21 protein-coding genes are annotated in these 21,187 nt (G+C 45.7%); 4 read left to right on the top strand and 17 right to left on the bottom strand.

Annotated features, from left to right (window positions below; genetic code table 11):
- Window positions 1-2: 2 nt before the first annotated feature.
- From ACLWNV_RS02735 to ACLWNV_RS02715, 5 genes are all read right to left on the bottom strand, one after another.
- A complete protein-coding gene (locus ACLWNV_RS02735) occupies window positions 3-1,136 on the bottom strand; it encodes a polysaccharide deacetylase family protein (protein ID WP_413586380.1) in 1,134 nt (377 codons plus the stop codon).
- Entirely contained in the window at window positions 1,133-2,491 is a 1,359-nt protein-coding gene (locus ACLWNV_RS02730; protein WP_413586378.1) for a hypothetical protein, read from the bottom strand. Before ACLWNV_RS02730 ends, ACLWNV_RS02735 begins: the two co-directional genes overlap by 4 nt.
- A 122-nt stretch (window positions 2,492-2,613) precedes the next feature.
- Window positions 2,614-3,768 carry a polysaccharide deacetylase family protein gene (locus ACLWNV_RS02725; protein ID WP_413586377.1) on the bottom strand — a complete coding sequence of 385 codons (1,155 nt, stop codon included), beginning with the start codon at window positions 3,766-3,768 and terminating at the stop codon, window positions 2,614-2,616.
- Window positions 3,769-3,851: 83 nt separating this feature from the next.
- Entirely contained in the window at window positions 3,852-5,189 is a 1,338-nt protein-coding gene (locus ACLWNV_RS02720) for an O-antigen ligase family protein (protein WP_413586376.1), read from the bottom strand.
- Complete coding sequence (locus ACLWNV_RS02715; protein WP_413586375.1) at window positions 5,189-5,752, bottom strand: SLBB domain-containing protein; 564 nt, start codon at window positions 5,750-5,752, stop codon at window positions 5,189-5,191. The genes ACLWNV_RS02720 and ACLWNV_RS02715 overlap by 1 nt, the downstream gene beginning before the upstream one ends.
- 93 nt (window positions 5,753-5,845) lie before the next feature.
- On the opposite strand from ACLWNV_RS02715, the gene ACLWNV_RS02710 reads away from it, so the two are divergent.
- A complete protein-coding gene (locus tag ACLWNV_RS02710) occupies window positions 5,846-6,916 on the top strand; it encodes a hypothetical protein (RefSeq protein ID WP_413586373.1) in 1,071 nt (356 codons plus the stop codon).
- Window positions 6,917-6,923: 7 nt separating this feature from the next.
- Here ACLWNV_RS02710 and ACLWNV_RS02705 read toward each other — a convergent pair whose 3' ends face one another.
- The 4 genes from ACLWNV_RS02705 to ACLWNV_RS02690 are packed head-to-tail and all read right to left on the bottom strand — an operon-like array spanning window position 6,924 to window position 9,120.
- The gene (locus ACLWNV_RS02705) at window positions 6,924-7,853 is read right to left on the bottom strand and encodes an SDR family oxidoreductase (protein WP_413586372.1); all 930 of its coding nucleotides are present in this window, start codon (window positions 7,851-7,853) and stop codon (window positions 6,924-6,926) included.
- A gap of 9 nt (window positions 7,854-7,862) precedes the next feature.
- A complete protein-coding gene (locus tag ACLWNV_RS02700; RefSeq protein ID WP_413586371.1) occupies window positions 7,863-8,270 on the bottom strand; it encodes a hypothetical protein in 408 nt (135 codons plus the stop codon).
- Window positions 8,271-8,313: 43 nt separating this feature from the next.
- The gene (locus ACLWNV_RS02695) at window positions 8,314-8,631 is read right to left on the bottom strand and encodes a hypothetical protein (protein WP_413586369.1); all 318 of its coding nucleotides are present in this window, start codon (window positions 8,629-8,631) and stop codon (window positions 8,314-8,316) included.
- A 30-nt stretch (window positions 8,632-8,661) separates the two neighbouring features.
- Window positions 8,662-9,120, bottom strand: coding sequence for a hypothetical protein (locus ACLWNV_RS02690; protein ID WP_413586368.1), 459 nt, complete (start codon window positions 9,118-9,120; stop codon window positions 8,662-8,664).
- Between the two features lie 99 nt (window positions 9,121-9,219).
- Here ACLWNV_RS02690 and ACLWNV_RS02685 point away from each other — a divergent pair, with 99 nt between their 5' ends.
- The gene (locus tag ACLWNV_RS02685; protein WP_413586367.1) at window positions 9,220-9,930 is read left to right on the top strand and encodes a response regulator transcription factor; all 711 of its coding nucleotides are present in this window, start codon (window positions 9,220-9,222) and stop codon (window positions 9,928-9,930) included.
- Here ACLWNV_RS02685 and ACLWNV_RS02680 read toward each other — a convergent pair.
- Window positions 9,908-10,330, bottom strand: coding sequence for an Hpt domain-containing protein (locus ACLWNV_RS02680; protein ID WP_413586366.1), 423 nt, complete (start codon window positions 10,328-10,330; stop codon window positions 9,908-9,910). The genes ACLWNV_RS02685 and ACLWNV_RS02680 overlap by 23 nt on opposite strands.
- A 106-nt stretch (window positions 10,331-10,436) precedes the next feature.
- Between ACLWNV_RS02680 and ACLWNV_RS02675 the strand changes: the two genes are divergently transcribed.
- The gene (locus ACLWNV_RS02675; protein ID WP_413586365.1) at window positions 10,437-12,932 is read left to right on the top strand and encodes a hybrid sensor histidine kinase/response regulator; all 2,496 of its coding nucleotides are present in this window, start codon (window positions 10,437-10,439) and stop codon (window positions 12,930-12,932) included.
- A 27-nt stretch (window positions 12,933-12,959) separates the two neighbouring features.
- Here ACLWNV_RS02675 and ACLWNV_RS02670 read toward each other — a convergent pair whose 3' ends face one another.
- The 5 genes from ACLWNV_RS02670 to folD all read right to left on the bottom strand — a co-directional run bounded on the left by ACLWNV_RS02670 (window position 12,960) and on the right by folD (window position 18,457).
- On the bottom strand, window positions 12,960-14,012 hold the full coding sequence (locus ACLWNV_RS02670) for a hypothetical protein (protein ID WP_413586364.1): 1,053 nt from the start codon (window positions 14,010-14,012) through the stop codon (window positions 12,960-12,962).
- A gap of 108 nt (window positions 14,013-14,120) precedes the next feature.
- The gene (locus ACLWNV_RS02665; protein ID WP_413586363.1) at window positions 14,121-15,425 is read right to left on the bottom strand and encodes a class I SAM-dependent rRNA methyltransferase; all 1,305 of its coding nucleotides are present in this window, start codon (window positions 15,423-15,425) and stop codon (window positions 14,121-14,123) included.
- Between the two features lie 3 nt (window positions 15,426-15,428).
- On the bottom strand, window positions 15,429-16,538 hold the full coding sequence (locus tag ACLWNV_RS02660) for an esterase-like activity of phytase family protein (protein WP_413586362.1): 1,110 nt from the start codon (window positions 16,536-16,538) through the stop codon (window positions 15,429-15,431).
- 2 nt (window positions 16,539-16,540) lie between these two features.
- Window positions 16,541-17,581: a Rieske 2Fe-2S domain-containing protein gene (locus tag ACLWNV_RS02655; RefSeq protein WP_413586361.1), complete on the bottom strand. Its 1,041-nt coding sequence runs from the start codon at window positions 17,579-17,581 to the stop codon at window positions 16,541-16,543.
- Between the two features lie 21 nt (window positions 17,582-17,602).
- Complete coding sequence (gene folD, locus ACLWNV_RS02650; RefSeq protein WP_413586360.1) at window positions 17,603-18,457, bottom strand: bifunctional methylenetetrahydrofolate dehydrogenase/methenyltetrahydrofolate cyclohydrolase FolD; 855 nt, start codon at window positions 18,455-18,457, stop codon at window positions 17,603-17,605.
- Window positions 18,458-18,625: 168 nt separating this feature from the next.
- Here folD and ACLWNV_RS02645 point away from each other — a divergent pair, with 168 nt between their 5' ends.
- Window positions 18,626-18,910: a hypothetical protein gene (locus tag ACLWNV_RS02645; protein ID WP_340598729.1), complete on the top strand. Its 285-nt coding sequence runs from the start codon at window positions 18,626-18,628 to the stop codon at window positions 18,908-18,910.
- 51 nt (window positions 18,911-18,961) lie between these two features.
- Here ACLWNV_RS02645 and ACLWNV_RS02640 read toward each other — a convergent pair whose 3' ends face one another.
- Complete coding sequence (locus tag ACLWNV_RS02640; RefSeq protein WP_413586359.1) at window positions 18,962-20,209, bottom strand: NAD(P)/FAD-dependent oxidoreductase; 1,248 nt, start codon at window positions 20,207-20,209, stop codon at window positions 18,962-18,964.
- 123 nt (window positions 20,210-20,332) lie between these two features.
- The gene (locus ACLWNV_RS02635; protein ID WP_413586358.1) at window positions 20,333-21,112 is read right to left on the bottom strand and encodes a serine protease; all 780 of its coding nucleotides are present in this window, start codon (window positions 21,110-21,112) and stop codon (window positions 20,333-20,335) included.
- Window positions 21,113-21,187: the final 75 nt, after the last annotated feature.

Below are 21,187 nucleotides of genomic sequence, written 5' to 3'. Positions count from 1 at the left end.
TCCTATGGGACGGGCTTTTTCACCAGCTTGCTATTATATCTAGCGGTGGAGTCCGTTGGTTGCAGTAATACAATACTGTAACCACGGTTGTAAAGCTCGGCCAGCAACTGAGGTAAAACCTCGGCGGTACGGCGATGAATATCGTGCATCAGCAGAATTCCCCGTCCCTTTTTTTCAATGGTATCCAACGTAAACTTTAATAGCTGCTCGTTGGTTTGAGCTTTCCAATCCTCGCTATCGATATTCCAATTAAACTCCGCAACCGAATTGGTGTTTAAATAATTACGAAGCTCGGAATCGACTTCCCCGTAAGGGAAGCGAAAGAAAGGCTCGACATATCCCAAGGTATCAAAAACTGCCTGATGCCCACCGCGAATTTCAGCAGTGGCCTCTGTAAATGACAAAGGCTTGTACATCAGTCGCTCACAAGTGGGGGTGGTTGCCAGACAAGAATGGGTCACTGAGTGACTGCCCATCGCGTGACCATCGGCTGCGGCAAGTTTCACGACTTCAGGATTTTGGCGCACGTTTTTTCCCAGTTGGAAGAAGTGAGCCTTCGCATTCACTTCTTTCAGTGTTCTTAACACCGAACGCGTATACACATCACTAGGACCGTCATCGAAAGTCAGTACGATTTCCTTGGCAGCAACATCTCCGGCACGGGCAAAGTAGCCTTTGGAAACATCACGGTACTGAACGTTTTCTGGAAACTTAAAATTATTGCCAGAGGGCTCGGCACTGAGTGCATTCACGCGCACTTTCAACGTTGCACGTTCCGCTGTGTAATGTCTTTCCAATTGTGCAAGCAAATCCTTGCGACAGGATTTAACCAAAGGTTGATTGCTGTCATTACGAATTTCATTTTCAAATATCGTCAGCGACAATCCATCAAGATCTTTTAGCCGGGAGCACAGTTGTGCTGAAAGCTTTTCCTGCTCGCCCGGATTGGAATATTCCTGACGCCAGTTTTTAAATACCGTTTCGGGGTTTGCCGGGGAAGCATCCCACTCGGCCAAAGAGGCGGCATTTTTATTAGCCTGAACTGTTTGCTGAATTTGATGGCTTACACTGTTACCACAGGCAGACAACGCCAATGTTCCTGCGACCAATATCATTTTCAAAGATAGATTTGTCATAGTATGTCCACCGCTTCATCCTTACCGGGCTGTTTCAAATTCAATTTAATTTTGGAATTTTCAATAATCACCCGGGGATCCATAGAGTGACTGTCGAAAACCACCAGGTTGCGGCTGGCTTCAGCCGTAACAACATTGGGATTCCAAAGATAACGGAAGTAAATAATCAATGATCCAACGAACTGACTGATCAAAATACTTAGCAATGCCAACGCAGCCAGGCCGATTTGCGGGACCGTGGATTCCCAGCGAGCCGGTTCCAGAACTTCAAATCTGTTTCCGATTGAAAGTTTTTGCGATTCTAACTTTGCCAAAGCTGTGCTGAGTTCTTTGTATCGGGCGAATTCCAGCTCTGATTTCTTTTTAAGGTCCTCGGCCATTTGCGCCTGGAATGGCAGCTCGCGGGATTCAGATTTAATACTGTTGATTGAAGCCTGAATCTGCCCCAATTGATCTTTCATAATATCGTTTTGATTCTTAAGATTTTCGATCTGTCCGCCAACTCCATACATCGTTTTGTCATTGATGTCGGAACGGCCTTTTTTAAGATAAGCGATCATCTTGTTGTTCTGGCTGATTTTAAGTTTCAGCTCGTTTCCGCGAACTAAAAGCTCACTGACGTAATCGCCGATCTTGTCTTTCGATCCCAAAGGCAGAATGTTTTGATCGCGATTCTCGATATCGGCAAGTTCCTTACCCAGGGAAATCAGTTTGGAATCGGCGTCCTTCTTCTGCTCGATGATGAAATTCTCGACGCGGTTAATTTCCTCGGCTTCCCGCTTTTTCATCAGCTCACTGCCGGTTTGAACAACTGTATTTACCAGGAACAATGACATTGCCCGGTCCGGCGTGGCAGCAGTGATTCTGATTTCAAACTCTGAATCCAACTGCGCACGTATCCATCCGCCCAGCCTTTGCAGAATTGCGATCTTGCTTTCCGGCGCGCTGGTGATTTTGGACAAATAGTTATCGCGCAATAGTTCATACCCTTTGCGCTCCTCCAATGAAATTTGCGGGGACTCTCCCCGCTCAGGGATTTTCTTAAGGACTGCTTCGAAAAATTCGCGGGTTTTCAAATACTCGATATGCTTTGAAAGCAAACTGCTGCCCTTCTTGGATTCCTGAAGGGATTTATTCATTCCGAAATATTGGGATGTAAAGGCCTGGACAGAGGAGTTTTGTGAGTCATTGAAGATCACGGTGGTGGATGCAATATAGGGAATTTTGATTGCATACACCAGCACGCTAACACTGAACAGAATCGCCGTAAAAACCACGAACATCCGCCAGTGTGACAAATATAATTTTAGAATTTCACCAACGCTAAGCTCTGGCTCCAGATTTGGATCCTGCATATACAATCCCCCGACCTAATAGTTTTGCCATCCTTTCAAAAGGATGGCCTGTGTCTATTTTGTAATGAGGATTAAGTTGGTGAAATTTCCGAACGCGCCAAAGAGCGCATTCGAATTCTTGCTTATGGAAGTTTGACGGGGCTCATCATCACATTAGTCGGTCTTAGAACAGTCACTTTGTAGCCTTCTTTATGAAGCAGTGCGAGAAACTGGGGCAGACTTTCCATCGTGCGCTTTTGAATATCATGGAACAAGACTATGCCACCATTATTTGCACGCACTTGCTTCATTGTGAATTCGATCATCTGCGCATTAGTACGACCCGACTTCCAATCCAAGCTGTCTACGTTCCAGAAAAACTCTCCAACACTGTGATTTCTCAAAGAACCTTTTAAATCAGATCGAGAACTGCCATATGGAAATCTAAATACTGGATGAGCCCAACCCAATACAGATTGAATCGCGTTCAAACTTCCATAGATTTCTTTTTCTGCACTTTTAAGTCCCAACTTACCAAGATTGGCGTGAGTCATTGAATGCCCACCGACAACGTGACCATCATTTGCCACCATTTTTACGTACTCTTTGTTTGCAAGGACGTTTCGGCCAACATGGAAGAACATTACTTTCGCATCGACCTCAGCCAAAGTTTTAAGAATCGTTTTTGTATATGGCGACGGACCATCGTCAAAAGTCAAAACAACTTCTTTAGGGCCGACATGCAGACGTTTACCATCTTTTCTGGCTGTTGCGTCGAAGCCGCCTTTGGTATTTATGGCTCTTTCAATTGTTTCAAACTTAAACTGAGACGTTTTATTAACGCCCGCTCCGGGCAATACGACCGTTTGCTTTCCAGGAGCTTTGAATTCAACTTCATCTTCGAAAAAGTTTCCTAGATTTGTAGTTAATGTGGCGCGGTCTTCACGATAAAAGTCGTTTAACTTTGAAGTAAGATTAGCAGCGCAATCTTTAACGATCTCCTGATTTTCAGGTGCATCCATCTCCTGTTCAAATAAAGTCAGATGCTTTACATCCATTTCTTCTAATGCCAGGCACACATCTGCCGCCGTCATTGTACCTGCAGCAATATCTTCCTGCCATTTTTCAAAAGTATGTTCGGGACTGTCTTCAGAAGCATGCCAGGAATCATAAGTAGTTGCTGATTGATTTGCTTTGATGGCATTGGTGACATCCATCTGAGCTTTTTCAGAACCACTGCTACACGCAGTCAGCGACATCATTCCAAGACCTAACATAATCACAAATTGCTTTTTCATAGTTCGCTTCCTTTTAAAGACGGTTCAACAGAGCCGTAAGAAAGCAGATTCCGTGCCTTCTGGAATTCCAGCAAAATCCACTATTATGCGTTTTGGGTGTCTAGAGTTTGGTCAACCGACCTAAATTGGCGGCGTTGATAGCGCAAATGTACTTCTTCGAAGACGGCGGCGGCGACGAAGCCGAAGACCATCCAGTACAGGCGATCGGCCATTCCGCCTATGGATAAGTGGATGTGATAGATAATTAGAATAGGAATATGTGCGAGCAGGTAAATGGATACCTGGCGTTTGGCAATGCTGAATGATTGCAGTGCTTTCAATGCTCCGATCGTCATAAAGCCCACAGCGATCGCCGCAAGCACCACCAGAGGCCATCCGCCAACGACTCCTGCAGAGACAAAAATATTATGCGGATCTTTGAACGAATTGTAGTTGGAGACATCCACATCATTTCCGGAAGCAAACTTCGACATCAAACCGTGGCCTAACCAAGGTTCCTGCTGAAACTGTTCAGCACCTCGTTCAACTTCGTCCCAGCGTGAAGCCACACCATCCTGCGCCTGACGACCACCCAGTGAGGTGTGCCCGGTCGCAATGTCGTGAGCAAACTGATAAGTCTGCAAACCAAAGAACAACGTGAAGGTAGTCAGTATCGAAACCACACCCACTTTAAACATTCGACCTTGAGAAGTTCGCGTTTCGTGCAAAATCAACGTCAGCAAAAATGCGAACATGGCCGCTGCCGCCGAAGATCGCGTGCCCGTTAAGATAATGACCAAAAAACTTGCCAGCAAAATCAGCGCACTCCAAATCTTATGTTTCAATTTTGAATCCATAAGAAAAGTTCCCAACGAGAATACAAAAGCCGTCGTCGCGCAGGTCACCATGTGCGGAATATGTTTAAAGACTCCGATAAATCGTCCGCCCTTAAAAGCAGAGCCTGGAGACAACACTAAAACAATCAAGGAAAGCAAAACTAAAGCCCCTGCCCACCTTTGCACAAATCTAAGAAAAGCCTGAACATTCCATAAACTGGGAATGATCAAACCGTAAATTCCAACCATGAACAATGATACCAGCATCGCACCAATCTGCATCACGGCCGATTCCTCGGGATTCACATAATAAACCTGCAAAAGAGTCTGCACCGCGAGGACAATCATTAGAAAGAATACGAAGAGTTTATAAAAACCACTTAAATGTTGTCTGACAGGAACACGCAGCCACAACAGTAATAGCGGAACTCCTAAAAGGAACGTCAACAACACATTCACATAAGGATGCATGCCTTGCTGAAAAATCAGGTAGGGTATTTCACGGGGAATGGGCAGAAGTCCCCCTAAAGAGACTTTGCACAGAAAAATCAAAGCCACCAGGGATTTTATTAGAAATAAAATACGGGCGTCTTTGGCATGAATCATTACTGATGCATTCCCTTGTTAGAGTTCTTATCAATCAGAATTGCTGTGAGTGCGATTCCCAGGACCAGGGAAACGATCGTAATTGAACGAGCCGTATCACTGCTGACCATGTACGACTTTTGCGGAACATAAATGAAATCATCCTGCGCAAGCTTCAGTTGTTTAGCGCCGCCATACTTAATGACCTTTTCAGCATCGACTTCATAAGCGCCCTGATACTCTTCAACGGCTTTCGATTTGATTTCTGCCCAGGATTTAGGCTCAAGCTTACGCACCAGAATCTCTGACATATCACCGGTGGAACTGGACCCTCCGGCAAGAGTTATCAATTTAAGCAAATCAGTCGATGGTGGAACATAGTAAATTCCCGGTCTGTTCACCGCACCCAACAGTTGCACACTGATCAATGACTCTTTTGGGGAAGATCTGAAAATATATTCAGACGCCTGTGCCGGCGGTTTGATTTCACTAAGACCAAGAGAATCATGTGATTGCGCAAAAGCAATAGAATTGAAAGTAAAAATCAGCGCTATGACATATCGGGAACACTTCGCAACGATCATTAACAACCTCCACACTGGACCTAAATCGAGAGCCATAAGTCTTGTCAATATTTTTCAATGACGGACTTCAGTCCATAGACCAGAATAAAGTCTATGACAAATCCTTCCGTACCAGAGCACGAAAAACTATTTGATGAAATTTGTAATAAATTGAACGAGCTCAGCACCAATGGTGAAGCGGATGAAGTGCATCCAACTCAGCCAAAGTACGAGCAAATGCAAGAGCAGATGAAGAAATTCAACTCTGACTTGAAAGGTTCCCAAGAGGAGCTGCGCGAGAAAATCAAATCTCTCGAGAGCGTTTCTTACGGATCTGAAACGTTGGATGCGCAGATGAAATTGTTGGCGGATCAACTCAGCGCAGAACGCGCAACGAACGCAAAGATGTCTGCAGACCTTGCAAAATCGTTAGAATTGAGTTTGCAACTTCAACTTGAAATACAAGGTTTGAAGGCGCGCGCTTTGCAAATTCAAGGCGAAGAAAAAAAGTATTCCCAGTCCATGTTTGAAAGAAACAAAATCCTGCAAAGAGATTTGGATCTTACCCGCGCACTGAAAGATGAAACTGCGATGGAGTTCGCCAAAGCAAAAAGTGCCTGGGCTCGTGAGCAGGATCTTTGGGAGCAACAATACGAGAAACTTCAGGCCGAGATTCAAAAGTTCAAACAGGAAAAAGCGGATCTTGAACAGGCAAATGCTGACCTGATGAATACAATCACCGAGCGCGATGCCACAGTTCAGTCTCTGAACGAAGAGATCGAAAAAATCTCGACAGCATTTAGCGAAGTGGAAGCGTCAGCACAACAGCAAAACGAAGTTCTTAAGAACCTGACTTCTGTAGCTGAGACAAAAATTGTTGAGATGAAAGTGGCTTTGGATAAAAAGTCTTTGGAAGCCCAGGACTATTTCAGTCACTTGCAGCAGACATTAAGTCAGTCCGTGGTCTTGAAACAGGAAAACATCTCGTTGAAAGAGTACGTGGCAAAACTGAACTACTATCATCAGCAGGCACAGCATGCGCAGAATGTGGTAACTCAGATTGCCCAGGTGTCAGCGGTTCAGGCACAGCAACAGGCCCAACAACAAGCGCAGCAGATGCAACAAATGCATGCAGCTCAACAAACCCAGCCAGTGCCTGCGACACCAGCTCCAGTTCAGGCATAAGGTTTATTTAAATTTTCCTCCGTGGGCTCAGGGGTCCCTCCTCCTGAGCCCATTTTTTATTCCCCCACTGCCCGGACCGGGGCAGAAAATAAAACATGATCTTGTGAAACCAAAAGCCGGGAATAATTCGGCGAAGTATGCCGAACAGAATCGCATCAAGTGTCACCTTGAGCCTTAATGGCGGATTTTTATTTTCAATCAACTTAATAATTTTCCCAGCGACCACCTCAGGCCGGCTCATCGAATAGCCCATCAGTTTTTCTATGAATGGCGCCATCGAGTCGTAATATTCCGAATGAGGCCCGCGAAGCTCATGACTTAAGCGCGCTTTGTGTGACAGAACCACATTCTTAAATGATGACGAATTGATGAAACCCGGCTGCACAATACTGACGTTAATTCCATAGGGACGGCACTCATACCACAAGGCCTCACTGACACCTTCCAAAGCATGTTTGGAAGCACTGTAGGACGCCATCGTCGGCATCGATACCATTCCGCTGACAGAGGATATATTGATGATATGACCACTGTGCTGTTCGCGCATAATCGGTAAAACGGCTTTCATCAAATTAACCGGACCAAAGAAGTTCGTTCGCATCTGCAAATCCTCGGCACTGGCATCCATGTGTTCAACCACCGAGCGAAAGCACACACCGGCATTATTGATCAAAACATCAATCTGCCCCCACGTACGGCAGATTTCATTAATCACATTTGAAATTTCACTTTCATCAGTCACATTCAACGGAAGATGCAAAGTCGATTCATTGACAGGAAATATTTCAGCGAGTTTTGCATAGGATTCTTTTCGTGCGGTGACCACGACACGATACTGACTGGAGCGCACCAGAGCTTCACTGATGGCCCTGCCAAGTCCGGAGGCGCAACCTGTGACTAAAACAACTTTTCTTGAATCTGTTTGAGTTGCGAGCATGCCGACCTCCTAGTTCGAGGGCGCAATATCCACTCCAAATAATTTATCCAATGCGCGATCGCACAAGGGAACGCTAATAGGTTTGGTCAACACCTGCATTTTACACAGCAGATCACCATACTTGTCGCGAAGAGCGTCTTCCTCGACGACAGAGACCAAAATAATGGGACTGGATTTAACAGCGCGAGCCAGGAAGCGGACCAGGTCTAAACCTGTGCCCGCTCCTGATAAAAATAGATCGGTAACTATTAATGTATAGGGAGAGTCATGAACAATGGAGGAGCTGACAAACTTTTGTGCTTCCTCGCAACTCACAGACCAGTCCAGATGGTAGTCATTAAACTGCCGACGCAGTATATGCTCCCAAAGGGGTTTGAGTGACAAATCATCTTCTACGATCAGAATTCTTTTTTTCATGACGCTTCCCTGTGCATGATTGAATTACTGGAATCGAAAACTCCTAATCCACGATAGCTGGCAACGTGTCGACCTGTTTGGTCGCTGACCACTTTTTAATGCGATCAGATACTTCCTTGCTGGCTTTTTCCAAAGCCACGAAAGGACTTTTTGCGTCTGCCACAACCGTGAATTGAAGCTCTCCGGAAACAATACCGACGTCCACCAGGAAATCCGCTCCACGCGAATCGATGGATAAATTGATATTACTGTCTGACGGCGCACTCGCAGTCAGTCTTTCCAAAACGCGACCACATGAGATGAGCAATTGATCCTTCTCGGGAAGGGCGATCTGATTCGTTCTTAGTTCTACATTAGTCATGCTGAATCCTCCTGTGGTTCAATAATAGATTTATAAAAGCGCTAATAATATTTCCTTGCACTTATGCACCTGCAGCGGCTTCTGCAGATAGAATGGCAATTGTTCCGATGTTTTTCGTACCGATTGCAGTAATGAATCAAAATTCAAAATGCTCATGCTGCTGACGAAAACAAAATGATCCGATGCTTCGCCATATCTTGACCATAAATCAATACCGGTGTCGTCACCGTCAAGAAATACGTCTGATATAACCAAATCGTAAGGTTTCTGGGCATGGAATGAATGTCTCAAAAGCGCTTCTGCACCGGCTTCCGACGTCTCCCAATCAATAGCAGCGTTTGGAAAGGCGGAGCGAATCACGCTTTCCCACAAAGGCCACTGCCCCATATCATCTTCAACGATCAAAAAGCGGCGAGGCTCTGTATCCAGCATCATATTGGATAAAATCGCCTCTATATTTTGGTTCTCATGCGCCATACTGTTTTCCATGGCTACCTCCCTGAACTTCACTTATGATCGACTTTTCAAGTTGGCTTCGTGCTAAAATGATTTGATGATTTCGCAAAACACTGCTTAAATCCAACCTGTATGGCAAAAATTCTCTGCATCGAAGACAGTATCGAGTTTTTTATTTACCTGACTTCGGTTTTGAAAGATCACACGCTGACTCAAGCTGAATCAATTTCAGATGCGTTCAATATTGTGAAAACTGGGCGAGACAGTTTCGATCTGGTATTATTGGATATCTCACTTCCAGACGGAAACGGGATGAAAATCCTTCCCGATCTGAAAGACTCTTTTAAAGCGAAACCAGTTCCAATTATCATTTTGAGCACTGATGACGACATCATCAGCAAAGTTGCCGCATTCGGAATTGGCGCGGACGATTATATTTCCAAGCCGCCTAATTCCAGTGAATTGCGCGCGCGCGTTGACGCACGTTTGCGTGCGGTTAAATCCTATCAACAAAACACGCAGCAAGTGCAATTGGGTGATCTATATATCGACTCCAATCGCATGTGCGTTGAGTTGCGCAACTCCAAAGCTGGTACAGTACAAATTGAACTGACACCCTTTGAGTTTAAAATTCTAAAAATTCTTTGTGGCCGCCCAGGACAAGTTTTCAGTCGTGAACAGCTGATTGATCAGGTTTGGGGTGTAGGCAAATACGTCACTGAAAGAACCGTGGACGCTCACGTCAGCCACTTGCGCAAAAAAATCAGTGATAGCTCAGTGAAGGTGGAAACTGTTTTAAGCGCAGGTTACAAAGCGGCTGTTAGAGATAGTGCTTCTGATTAGGAAAAACTACTGCCAGTTGCTGGGAAAGCTCTCGGGCTTTGGCCAGATAAAATGTCACTTCCTCAAAATTTGCCCCGATTTGTGCGGACTGTTTTAATTGCCAGCTAAGGTCTTTTGAGGTTCTTCCGAAATCTTTAAATCCCAACATTTCTGCGGAACCTGCCAGCTTGTGAGCAGCTTTCCATACGGCTTCTGCATCACCGGAGCTGGTACCCTGCTCCAGCACTGGAATACAGTCATTTAAGGTCACACAAAATCGCGCAAGAATTCGCAGCACGGTGTTGGGCGTCGTGTCTTCCAATAGATGATTAAAAGCATGTGAGTCAAAGCCCTGCAGTGATTTCAACTGCCTGCTGACTCCCACCAAGTCATTGTCTGTTTCCACTATTAGCTCCTTCATGAGCATTACAATAACAATGCAGTTATATGCTGAATTTAATTTGGTTTGAAGAAACCTTCAAACTCAATTAACATTGTTCTCACTCAAATTTGCGAGAGTGAGATCGATGAAACGCATTAATATCATTCTGAAAAAAGCCCGCAAGTTCTTCCTCTGGATTCCCGTTTTAACTTTGGTTTGCGGACTTTCTCTTTCCTTCTACATTCACAAACGTATGGTCGATAGCGAGCGTGAGGACCGTCGCGCAGATTCCATCAGAAGATCCCGCGACATCATACAATCTTTGGACCTCTTACTATCAAACAGTGTTCTTCGTATTCAATCCTACGAGGAATACATCGGCACACGTCCTGCTGATTATTATCGCGATATGGCGTTTTTGGGTCAATCCTTGCGCTACACAGTTTTTCAACGCTTCTCTATTTTTCAACTAGAGGGTAAACGAACAGCATCACCTCCCAGATTGAGACTGATCTCCCGTATTAATACTCCCAATTCTCAGGTGCCTTTAACAAAAGGCAAAATGATGACCTCGGAATCCGTCCTGGCCGGCATTCAGGAAATCATCGCCAACAAAGAATACAGCCGCGCCATCCTTCATGATCGTGATGGCGTTCCTTTGGTAACTTACGTTTTGCAGTCCAGAAGCCGTGGAAATATTTACTTTGTCTTCTCAACACCGCTGGTTTCCCTGTTTGAAAAAATTGATATCCGTCCTAACGAGTCTTTGGAAATCGAAGACGCCAAAAATTCCAGATCCTGGATTATTTCTTCAGATGGAAATAAAAAGACTATCCGTAACGGAACCATAGATCAGAAAGCCATCCGCAAAGACAGCCTGCTACAAACTCTGCGTTTGGGGGAAACTCAACAATCCCCGATGAAGGTTTACTTTCATTTCAACTTCCAGAAACCCGACGGATTTACTGCCTCCACAATCACGGGTATCATGAGTGTTCTGATTACACTTATTATTTCTTATCTGTTCTGGGTTCTGGTGCAGCAAAATCGCCGGGTCACAAGAATGGTTATCGACAAAACTCATGACCTGGAACAAGCACACCAGGAACTGCAGGAAGCCTTGGTTGCAAAGAACCGCTTCCTGGGAAATATTTCCCATGAGATCCGCACACCGTTAAACTTGATTTTGGGAATGATTGATCTTTGCGAGGAGAAAGACTCCGATCAAAAGATCAAAGACTATTTAAGCAGTATGCGCTCTTCGGGCAATCACCTGCTATCAATGATCGAAGACCTTTTGGATTTGGCTAAATCCAGCACCAATGAACTTCAGGTCCAGCCAAAACGTGTGCAGTTCATCAACTTCCTGACCGATATTTCCAAAGTATCCGGCAGGGACTGCGCTAAAAAGAATCTGCGTTTTTATTCCCAGATCGCGTTTGATTTGCCGACAGTGATCAATTACGACCCAAGCCGCTTGCGCCAGATTCTTTTGAATCTTCTGCGTAACGCCTGCAAGTACACCAACGCGGGGCACGTGATTTTAAGAGTCAGCAAAATTCAGCAGCAGGATTCGACGGCCACACTGCGCTTTGAGGTTGAAGATACTGGAATCGGAATTCAAACCGATAAACTTAACAAAGTCTTTGACGCTTTCTTCCAGGTTGAAAACTCCTCTGCGTTTGCGGAAGGTGGAGTTGGCTTGGGATTGGCCATCGTAAAAGAGCTGGTTAATAAATTAAATGGCCGAATGCATGTTTCATCCACGCCGAAAAAAGGGACTCTATTCCAGGTTGATCTGGATGTGGAAATTGTGGATAGCACAAACTGGCTTGAAAGCTTTAAATCTCCAGACGATCAGATGAAAGAGTTCATTCTGATTAGCGACGACAGGAACCTGCAGCAAAGTGCAGAGGCCCTGGCCATGCATCCGGCGATTATCTATAGCAAAATATCCACTAGCGAAGACCTTCCGGTAAATCCAAAGATCTCTGCGCAGAACAAGTGGATTTTATTGGATTCCGCAACGCCCGTATCCGAACTGAAAGTAAAATCATTGCACGAACAAGGACACGTCGTCTTGCTCGGTAACAAAGAGGACATCATCAACAGAAATCCCTCTTTATTGGATCCAGTGCTGGATTCCTCTCCATTGGCGTTGGCCGATGTGTTTTTGATCACTGGGTTCTATGGTAAACATGCGCGTCGCACTGAAAACCGTGACCTGCAAAAAGCCAAAGTTGAGGCCGCTCCCAAACCTATTCCGGATTCTTTGAATATTCTGGTCGCTGACGACGATATGGGGAATCAGGAACTGTACATGGCTTACTTTGACGGCAAGCCATGGAAAGTTAAGTACACGCAAAATGGTAAAGAAGCGCTGGACGCTTACATCGAGAATCCGTCACAAGTTGTTGTACTGGATGTGCGTATGCCGTTGATGGATGGTTTTGAAGCGGCGGAAAAAATGCGCGCCTACGAAGCCGCCCAAGGCTTACCACAACGACCGATTTTGCTGGTCACGGCTGATGCGCTGGAAGAAACCATGAAGCGCGCCCAGACAATTCCAAAAACCGCCTTTTTGACGAAGCCGATTCGCAAAAAGACTTTGATGGAAGCTATCAATCAGGCCATTAAATAATTTTTGAATCGATTGGGAAGGCACTGCTTACTGACTTGCAGTGCCTCTTTTTTTGCCTGAGCCTGGCTTTTTTCCGGCAGCGGCGCTGTATCCGCACTCACTATATTTTCTGATCATGGTCAGAGTTTTCTTACCAGCATCTTTATTGTCACCGCAGTCTTTGGAACCTTTTTTGGGAATACAGATGGCCGCCCAGTAGGTGCCGTTTTCGCCCAATGCTGTCGTGGAAATCAACTTCGAACGGTTCTTCAACTCGCTGGCCATTCGGTTCACGGCACAATCCGCATTTTGCATGGCATTCACTAAATCGACATCTTTGCCACAAACATCCGCAGACAACTGAAACAGTCCCGTCGCAGCCCCGTTTGGAGCGTCCTGGTTTACTTTCTCTGAATCACAGCTTGATTCCGTAGATGCCATCGACATCATGGTCCAAACCCAAAACTTATTTCTTTGTTCTTCATCCATGGATGAATACTTTGGACAGATACTTTTCATATCCGTCGGAACTTTGCTGCTGAAAGACTCAGGATTTTCACGAATTCCGGCTAGAATCTTATTACCCAGAGCACCGTACTCACCGTTTTCATTGATAAAGGAATCACAGGATTTACTGACAAATGCATCGCCTTTGCTGTCGCGATTGCCTGCTTTGTCTTTTTCGCTGACTGTAGGATCCGGTGATTGATTGGAGTCTCTGCCGATGGCTTCCTGAATTTTCAAGCTGTCCGTTTTAATTTTCTTTGCTGCCGGCTCCTGAAAGAACGGACAAGCCTTCATGGCCAGCTGTATGCCCGCTGCCAACTGTTTAGACTTCGCTTCAGTCTCTGCCGCAGCTGTCGCCTGTGCCGCAAGTGCCGCTTCCTGAGCTGCTGCTTGTTGCAGATATAAATCCATCATCGTTGGAGCCAATGTTGTGGTGGTAGTGGTCGTAGTAACTGGTGCAGTTACAACCGGGGCTGCTGGTAATGTTTCTTGAATCGGAACGGATTGAAGTGGTGTCACCGTTTGCGCTGACACAGAACCCGCCGCCAATACCAAGAAGCTTACCAATAATAGATTTTGAAATGCCTGTTTCATCACCCTATTTATCGGGTCAAACAGAGCTAAGCCTTAGAAATTTAGAAGGAAATAGAATTTCGTGAGACGTACTAAGGGCTCTTTGCAAGCCCTTAGTCCAGCACAAGGTTACACAATATAGTGCACGTACATTTTTAGATAAAAACCCTCAGGAAACTGCATCAAAGTTGGATGGTCAGCCGCGTGCCCACCTCTTAAAACGCTGCGAACCTCGCTGTAGTTTCTAAGGGAGGCTTTGCGAATGGCATCGCGGAATTCTTCCTCTTCAAGCAGGCCTGAACATGAGCATGAAGCCACGAATCCATTTTTCTTGGCCAAACGGAATGCATGAGTGTTCATCTTGATATAGGCCGCTTTTCCAGTCGGAATATCTTTCTTGGCTTTGATAAATGCCGGCGGATCTGAAATCACGATGTCATACTGTCCTGTCGGCAAATTAGCCAAACCTTCCAGAACGTCCATTTCATGAACTGTGACCTTCGCACCTTCACGCTCGGCGTTTTCTTTGGCAAAAGCGAGCGCCGTTTTTGAAACGTCCACCAGGGAAACTTCCACTTCAAAACCTTCCGCTTTTAAAGCGCGGGTGATTTGCGTAGACCAGTGTCCTACGTAACAGCATAAATCCAATACCCGAATGGTTTTGGTCTTTTGCTGTTTTGCCCAGTTTTTAAATAAATTAATAGCCAGATAAATATTATGAGTTTGATCCAGGAAGAAACCAGTTTTCTGTCCTTCACGCAAATCACAGCTCATTTTGATCACACCCGCATCAGCGGCTGCATTCAAGAGAATTTCAACATGATCCAACTTGAAATCCGGAAGATCTTTCACGACTCGGGCGTCGTTATTAGTAAGTCCTTCAAGCTTTCTGACACTCACATCATTGCGAATAATCACAGCTGTCTGCGACCAATCAAACTCTGAAAGCCCCTGTTCATTGGCTTTTTCAGCAAGTCCCTTAAAGAAGGCTTCGGTATTTTGCAAAGCCAAATCCATTCCCGCTGTGACCAGTTGTGCGACGAAAACCTGGGCTTTTTTGCCGGCTTGCTCGATAACGTAATAATCCAGGACGATACCGGGAATATAATCTGACTCCCCGAATGCCAAACGGAAACTGCCACGGAAGCCTGCAGCCTTGCGAACCTGCCAGGAGCTTAAGATTTTATTCTGAAGAAAATCAAAACCCGTTGGCTCTTTATCCTGACTATTGAAAGTCAGCGCACGAAACGCAATCAAAGAGTGAGGGTTACCATACCCACGTGCCAGGAACTGGCCTTTAGCGTCCTGCAATTCCACTGGTGAGCCCGGCGGCAAGCCTTTGGGGCTTACGGAAAGCTCATTGGAAAAAACCCAAGGATGCCCACTGCGAATGCGTTTATCAGCCCCGGTACGAAGTCTCCAGACAGTTACCATTGTTTATTCACCTTCAATTGCAAAAACCAGAAGTTCAGTGACTTCGTTCTTGGAAAAATTATTATCAGACATCACCAGAAGTGTGCGGCGGCCATCCGGCAGTTTTGGACCGAACGCCAAAGCTTCAAAATTTTGAACATCTTTTTTACCGCGGACTTTTACTAAATCTGTTTCAAAATCCAAAAGTTTGGTTTTTTCAGCCAGCGTGTACTTGTGATCAGCAAGTTTGATCATGGACAACGTATTGGTCGCCTTGGTCACATCCGCCAAATACAAGGCCACTGTGGATTTCCAGCCTTTGCCGTGAATGCGTGCTCCGCGCTCCAAAACAATTATCTTGCTGTCAGTAAGTGCCAGAATTTCTGAAACTCCCCGGAAAATCTCGCGGCCAATTTGATTGTCGTGATACGCATCTACTTTGTATGCGAATTCTGCCGCCGGAGTGAAGTATCCGCGCTGAGCGCCGCGATCTTCAAACTTAAGAATGCGCACAACAACACCAGAAGCTTCAGTCTCCATGTCGATGTCTTGAGTCAGCGGCGCCTCTAGACAAGTGAACATAAACTTTCCATCACCGGTGGTCGTCAGTCCTTCAAGGGCGCCATTGTTCTGTACACCTTTGCTTTGTTGACCTGTGCTCTCTGGAAGATACTTTTCCGGGATTGAGATATCCGACTTCCATTTACCGTCAGCCCCTGCCCGAAACACTCGCGGCATCGAACGCGGTTTCAAATCGCCATTGCCTTCTGAAGAAACAAGGAAATCACCTTCCGGCAATAGCGCAAGACCTTCCAGATCCACAAAAGCTCTGCGGCGGCCTTCCTTTGGAAGACCTTTCACTTCTTTCACGGACTTCGGAATCAAAACAATGGATTTGTCGTTTACTTTAAATTCAAACTGATAAATGCGCGGCTCTCCCCAGCGCCCTTTATCATCACTGATGGCATTTAAGACGCCATCTTTATACGTAATGCCCGACAATCCACCAATCGTAGTGTTTTCGAACTTAGCCCCCGTCACAATGGACGTTTCGCCAATGTACTTCAGGCTGAATGCCTGAGCGTGGGTTGAAAAAACCAAAACAGCAGCTGCTGCTGACAAAATTCTAATCATTACTAACTTCTCCAGCGAAGCTCTGTCTGTTTAACCGGATTCACAAATTCGCGATTTTCCTCCAGCGCATTATGGTATTCGGTTTTCAAAGAGTAATACCATTTAGCCTGCGTGTCGGCGTCTTTGATCAGCATCAGACTTGGATCGTATTTCAAACCATCCTGCTGCTTGGTGACGGCTTCCATATCCTGACCAAGGAAGACCTTACCAAAGCGATTAACCGCGGGCTTAAGCACCGACAACCATGGAATATCCCACACCGCCAACTGAGTGACTCGGGTGTTTTTCTCATCCACCGGAGTTAACGCTGTGTAGGAGTAGAATTTGCGCTCGCCCACCTGAATGTGTTCAACCCGCACGCACGGCAAAGTGAAAGTGATTTCAGTGGTCGGCACTCCGCCTAAAAGCTTGTAGGCTTTGGAATTCGAAGAAGGCTGATGGCGGATCATCTGAAAGCCATAGTCCACGGGACCGAAAAGTTTTTTCTTTTCCAGCATGGTTTTTTCAGAGCGCCAGAACCAGCTCTTATGCACGTAAGGTCCGTGTGCCGGGTCCATCAGACCGATCACCGCGTGATCGACGTGACATGGGAAATTCACCACGTAAGTCAGATTTGGTTTTTTATCGTCTGCAAAACCCTTCATCACTGGCGGCGTTGGAACTTTGCTTAAATCAAAATCCTTGTCACCCATGAATACCCAGATCAAACCCTGGGCCTCGTGAACGGGATAACTGCGCACTTTGATTTTGTTCGGATTTAAATCCTGATCCGCACACAGGGAAGGAATTTCTGTGCACACACCGGAACCATTGAACTTCCATCCATGATAAGGACACTCCAGAGTGTCGTTAACCACACGGCCATAGCTTAATGGAATTCCACGATGAGGACAGATATCGCGCATCGCAGACACTTTGCCTTGGGAGTTGCGGAAGAACACCACAGGTTCATTCAAAATTTTGCGGGCTTGAGCTTTATTGATGGCAAGCTCTGCACTGGGCAAAGCCACGTACCAGACATTCTTCAAAAATCCTGTAAACATAATAACCTCGAGAAATAGAAACTAACGGCCTGTTCTGTTTTCCGCCAACAAACAGGTATTTTCCAAAAGAGTCGTAATCGTCATAGGACCGACACCACCAGGAACCGGAGTTGCGGCTTTCACCCAACCTTGAAGCTCTGAAAATCTGACGTCGCCCTGAACCTTTTGCCCTTGGCCGGAACCATGAATCCCCACGTCGATAACAATAGCATCTTTCTTAAAGTCATCCTTGCCAAGCAAATGAACTTTGCCGGCAGCAACAACAACCAGATCTGCTTTGCGAGTGAACTCGACCAGATCTTTTGTTTTTGAATGACACAAGGTCACCGTGGCATTGGCTTCTGACAATAGAGTCGCCATCGGCTTTCCGACAATGTTACTGCGCCCTACGACGACAGCATTCAAACCTTCAACTTTGATTTTATAATGCGCAAGGATCGACATCACTCCCTTGGGAGTGCATGGACTGACCAACGGTTTTCCCGCAAAGAAATATCCCAGGGATTTGTATGTCAAACCATCCGCGTCTTTATCGGGAGAAACTGTCTGTAAAACTTCGTGGGAGCTTAAGTGTTTAGGCAACGGAAACTGAACCAGAATTCCATCCACGCCTTCGTCATTGTTCAGGGTCTCAATCATCTCAGTCAGTTCATTTTGAGTGATATCCGCACGCAACGCATGAATCGTGGAAGTCATGCCCACTGATTCGCAGGCTTTCTTTTTGTTGCGAACGTAAATTTGACTGGCTGGATCCTCGCCCACAATAACCACCGCCAAATGAGGTGCGCGGCCGTTTTTGCTTTTAAATGATTCAATGCGAGGAACCAGGGAGGCGCGAATTTGTTTTGATACTTCTTTGCCATCTAAAATGAGCACTGTAACACCTCCCCTGATTGGAAGCCCCAATTTCCAGTATTTTCCAAAGAAATTCAATGGTTTAGTTAATTCAAAGTAAAATAATACGCGGACTGGGAGGGCATTTTCTGCTTGCTTCGATCCTTCGATTTAATGTACAAGTTCTTAAAAACATTAGGGGATTTAAAGATGGCAGAAAAAGTTAAGCTCTCAAAAGACGGTAGCTCCATTGATTTCGTTCAGTCTGAAAGCTTGCCTACATCACTAAAAAAGTTCCGCCAAAGCCCTGAAATCGAAGGCTTCTATCGCTTCGTTTTTGAAAACGACCTGCAAAAAGAATCTTACGACATTTTGGATCGTATCATTCAACAACGTAAGGCTAAAAAAGCCGGCGCTAAAAAAGAAGCTGCCGCTGCTGCCAAAGAAGAAAAAGCTGCTGCTAAAAAAGTGGAAGCTAAAGGCAAAAAGAAATAAATCTGTATCTAAATTTAAAAATAAAAAAGCCCGGTCACCCGGGCTTTTTTTTTAGAAACGATTTGGACTGAAGAGGTCGAGATCGACAAATGGTTTTTTCTTGTCGATAATATCTGCCACCAGCAAACCTGTACCTGCGCCGGATTGTAGACCCAGCATCTGATGTCCCACCGCCAACATAAGGTTGGAGATCTTATTGTGGTAACCGATCAATGGCACACCGTCTGGAGTACATGGACGAAGACCCGCCCACAATTCCTGAACTTCCAGTTTTTCCGGAAGGTACAACAGCTCGCTGGCACCGCGTTTGATGTTGTTCACACGACGTTCAGTGATAGAGAAATCCTGATCCACAAGTTCCAAAGTACCCGCAATACGCAATGAGTTCTCGCGAGGAGTGATTGCGATTTTGTTCTCCAGGAACATGATTGGGTATTTTGGCTGTTTTTCCAGTTTAGGCACGATCATCGCGTAACCTTTGCCGCCCAAAATTGGAATTCTAAGTTGCAACAACTTCGCAAGATCTTTCGACCAGCTGCCCGTCGCCACAACGATTTCTTTAAATTTAAATTCACCCTGGGATGTAAGTGCTTTAGTCACTTTGCCACCCTGGATTTCAAGATCCATCAATTCGCAATTTTCGATGATCTCGCCACCGTTGGCGCGAATTTCATCAGCCATCGCCTGAACCACCTGGAACGGTTCGGCCATTGCTTCCTGATCGAAGTATACACCACCCAGCATCGGTGGACGGAATGCAGGCTCAAACGCCATGATCTCTTCACCGGACATTTGTTTACCGGTTACACCCACGCCGCGAACGTATTCAAGTTCCTCAACGGCTGCTGCCACACCTTCTTTAGTGCGGGAAACCATCAAAAGACCTTTTTGTTCGAAACGGGTTTTAGGATATTTCAGACCCAGTTTTGCGTACTCTTCCAAAGATTTTTGGGAAAGAACGACCAAGCCTTCAACTGCGCGACGCGCTTGTTTTTCATTCATCGCCTTCATGAAGTGGAAGAGCCATGCAGCCAGATCCAACGACAGGGAAGGTTTGATATGAAGGGGGCTGTTAGGATTCGCCAACCACTTCATGGATTTCAGGAACATACCCGGCATTGGCAACGGCATGGAAAAACAAGGAGTCATCCAGCCTGCATTTCCGTACGAGCAACCACGGCCCACAGTTCCTTTATCGATTACACAAACTTTGGCACCACGACGAGCAAGCTCTGCACCTACGGAAGTTCCGATAATGCCGGCACCGACTACTAAGATATCAAATTCTTTATTTTGCATACTGTTAATGGATTTACTCTTTTTTAATGGAAAAGCAAGTCCGGCCCCACGGCGCGATTTGGCAATGAAAAAACCCGTGGTTTTTAAGCCACGGGTTCTAAGTTTTAAGCCAAAAGCTGGGTTTTATTCAGCAATAGTTTCTTTGATCCAGTCAATTGCTGCATTGACTTTGGAATAAACGCCCGGGAAGCCGGCACGTGCACAACCTTTACCCCAGCTTACTACACCGATCAGGTAAGTGTGACCGTCGTCAGCTGTAGCCACCAATGGACCACCAGAATCGCCTTGGCAAGAGTCTTTGCCACCTTGAGTGTAACCAGCGCAGATCATGCGATCTGTGATTTTACCAGCGTACGCTTTGTTACAAGCAGCTTGGGAAACCAATGGAACCTCAACTTTTTGCAATTTGTCTGGAAGACCGTAAGAACCTTCTTTAGTCGCGCCCCAACCAGCAGTTGTAGACATAACTTCAGTGCCGTCTTCCGGGATTACGATTTCAGTCGTGTTCAATTCAACTGGAGCGTAAGTGGAGTTGCCATCCAATTGGATCAAAGCGTAGTCGAAATCTGTGCCGCCACCTGGGTAACCAGCGTTAGCTACGATTTTAACTGGCTTGAAAGTTTCAACATTAGCCGTGTCTTTTTGGCTAAGAAGACCGATTTTGATCGCTTTAACGGAAGAACCTTTTACACAGTGAGCTGCTGTCAAAACCCAGTTAGGCTTGATCAACGAACCACCGCAAAAGTGACCGCCGTAGTTACCTTGAAGAGATACGATGTATGGGAATTCGCCCGGAGCCGCTTCAACGCCTCCAACGATTTTAGCGCCAACTTTTTGCGCTGCTGTGGAAACTGCACCTGTTAATACTAGACCTGCTACTAGTAGGTAGTTCAAAACTTTCATGTCCGTGTCCTCTCTTTTTGAATCCTTCAAAAATAAATGTGCTTAGACATTGTTATTTGTTTTTACAGACGAGCC

It is taken from the genome of Bdellovibrio sp. HCB274, assembly GCF_047306075.1.
Classification (GTDB): Bacteria; Bdellovibrionota; Bdellovibrionia; order Bdellovibrionales; family Bdellovibrionaceae; genus Bdellovibrio.
This window is presented reverse-complemented; position numbering and strand designations above follow the sequence as displayed.